Source organism: Actinophytocola sp. (genome assembly GCF_045807065.1).
In the GTDB taxonomy this organism is placed as follows: Bacteria; Actinomycetota; Actinomycetes; order Mycobacteriales; family Pseudonocardiaceae; genus Actinophytocola.
Genome location: NZ_JBJMIE010000428.1, coordinates 1 through 2,023, shown reverse-complemented (window position 1 = coordinate 2,023; position 2,023 = coordinate 1). Strand labels below are relative to the sequence as shown.

At 73.4% G+C, this 2,023-nt stretch carries 3 protein-coding genes; all 3 read left to right on the top strand.

Going from position 1 to position 2,023, the window contains the following annotated elements; genetic code table 11:
- On the top strand, nucleotides 1-403 hold a 403-nt coding region (locus ACJ73U_RS25200; protein ID WP_407780179.1), incomplete at its 5' end, for an RNA polymerase sigma factor.
- The gene (locus ACJ73U_RS25195; RefSeq protein ID WP_407780178.1) at nucleotides 403-843 is read left to right on the top strand and encodes a hypothetical protein; all 441 of its coding nucleotides are present in this window, start codon (nucleotides 403-405) and stop codon (nucleotides 841-843) included. The genes ACJ73U_RS25200 and ACJ73U_RS25195, both read left to right, overlap by 1 nt.
- Nucleotides 844-997: 154 nt before the next feature.
- Nucleotides 998-1,888, top strand: a complete 891-nt coding sequence (locus ACJ73U_RS25190; protein ID WP_407780177.1) for a hypothetical protein — start codon at nucleotides 998-1,000, stop codon at nucleotides 1,886-1,888.
- Nucleotides 1,889-2,023 lie beyond the last annotated feature (135 nt).

Genomic DNA, 2,023 nt, shown 5'->3' with positions numbered 1-2,023 from the left:
CGTGCAGGAGACCTGGCTGCGTGCGTGGCGCAACGTCGACCGGCTCGCCGGGATCGCGTCGGTGCGGTCCTGGCTGATGCGCATCGCCCACAACGTGGCCATCGACCAGCACCGCAGGCGCCAGGCGCGGCCCACCGAGGTGGAGCTGCCCGACCACGGGTTCGAGAACGCCGCCGTCGCCGTCGCCCCGTGTGAGGAGGTGGAGACCCGCATCGACGTCGACGCGGTGCTCGAGCACCTGCCCGCCGCGCACCGCCAGACGCTGGTCGAGGTCTACTTCGCCGACCGCACCGCCGTCGCGGCCGCGACGGTGCTCGGCGTCCCGGTCGGCACCGTCAAGAGCCGCGTCCACAAGGCGCTCCGCACCCTGCGCGCGGGCGAGTCCCTGATGGCGGCGGCGTGATGACCATCGACTTCGCCCTCGACACCGACTACCAGCTGCGGCACGCCGCCCACCAGTACCGGCTGGAGCTGGGCTGGACCACCACCGTCGACGGCAGCCAGCTGGCCGTCGAGCTGGACGACGACATCTGGGGCCTGCGCATGCCGACCGGCCTCGCCGCGGAGCTGGTCGCCGCCCTGGACCGCATGGACCTGTCCTGCCCGGTGATCGACCTGTGCGACCAGCAGGGCGTCGTGCTGCTGCTCGAGCCCACCGGCGCGGCGGAGTCCGTGCCGCCGCTCCCCGCGCAGGTCGGCAAGCTGCCGGCGGGCCGCCGCGTGCCGCTCCCGCCGAGCATGACGGCCCGCGGGCCGGTCCGCTGGCTGACCCCGCACGAGCCGGTCGGCGGCCGGCGCCCGTCCGTCCGCGTGGTCGCCGACGCCCTCACGCACCTCACCTGACCGGCGCGTTCGCGGGTCGAGTGGGAGTCGTCACAGGGCGTTCCGAGCACGTCGTACCAGCCGAGCCGTTACCCTCGAACGATCCCGCATGCTGCCGGAGCCCTCGGCACGTCCGAGCGCCGACGCTTCCGTCGGGCGAACCGAGAGGGTGGGAATGGCCAACCTGATCATCACCATCGCGCTGTGCGTGGCGGTCGCCATCGCCTACGCCGCCGCCGCGCTGATCCAGGCCAGGCACGCCCACCTGACGGTCCGGCAGCTGGTCCGCGTCCCCGTGCTGTGGGCGGCGATCGCCCTCAACGCGCTCGGGGCCGCACTGCACGTCACGTCGCTCGGGTTCGGGCCGCTGTCCCTGATCCAGCCGCTCGGCGTGCTCACCCTCGTGATCGCCGTCCCGTTCGCGGCGTCCGCGGCCCACCGGAAGGTGACCAGGCTCGAGCTGACCGGCATGTCCAAGACGGTGCTCGGGCTCGCCGGGCTGGCGCTGCTCATCACCACCCCGGGCACGACCAGGACGCTCGGCTCCGGCGAGCTGGTCGCGCTGGTCCTCGCCACGGCCACGTTCCTCGCGGTGCTCGGCTTCCAGGGCCGGCGGCCCGGCGCGTCGAGCCTGTGGGAGGCGGTCGCGGGCGGGGCGGCCTACTCGGTCTGCTCGGCGCTGTGCCAGACCGTCGTCGTCTCCGTCGGCGACTCGGGCGGGGACGTCCTGCTGCGGCCCGTCATGATCTTCGCGCTCGCCGCCATCGTCGTGTTCGCCATCGCGGCGACGCTGCTCACCCAGCGCTCCTACCGCAACGGACTGGCCGCGCCGCTGGCCATGACCAACCTCGTGAACCCGGCCACGGCCACGGCCATCGGCGTGCTCCTCCTGGGCGAGCACCTGGGCACCACGCCGCTCCAGATGGCCATCGCCGCCGGCTGCGCCGTGCTGGCCGGCTGGGGCGTCGCCCAACTGGCCCGCGCCCGCGACACCAACACCCCGAACCCGCGTGTCCAACCGGGACGACGGGTGAGTTCAACAAAACGTGCCGTCACGATTCGTTGAACTCACCCGACCGCCGCGTTGGACACGCGGGTCAGAGGGGGACGGTGGTTGAGTCGCGGATCACCAGGCGGCAGGGGTTCGTGTGCTTTCCCGGTGCCGGCTCGCCGTTGATGGCGGTCAGGAGCAGGGTGGCCG

What these genes read in the sequence shown, in the direction of transcription:
- ACJ73U_RS25190 (WP_407780177.1), top strand. Translation starts at nt 998, where the DNA reads ATGGCCAACCTGATCATCACCATCGCGCTGTGCGTGGCGGTCGCCATC.
- ACJ73U_RS25195 (WP_407780178.1), top strand. Translation starts at nt 403, where the DNA reads ATGACCATCGACTTCGCCCTCGACACCGACTACCAGCTGCGGCACGCC.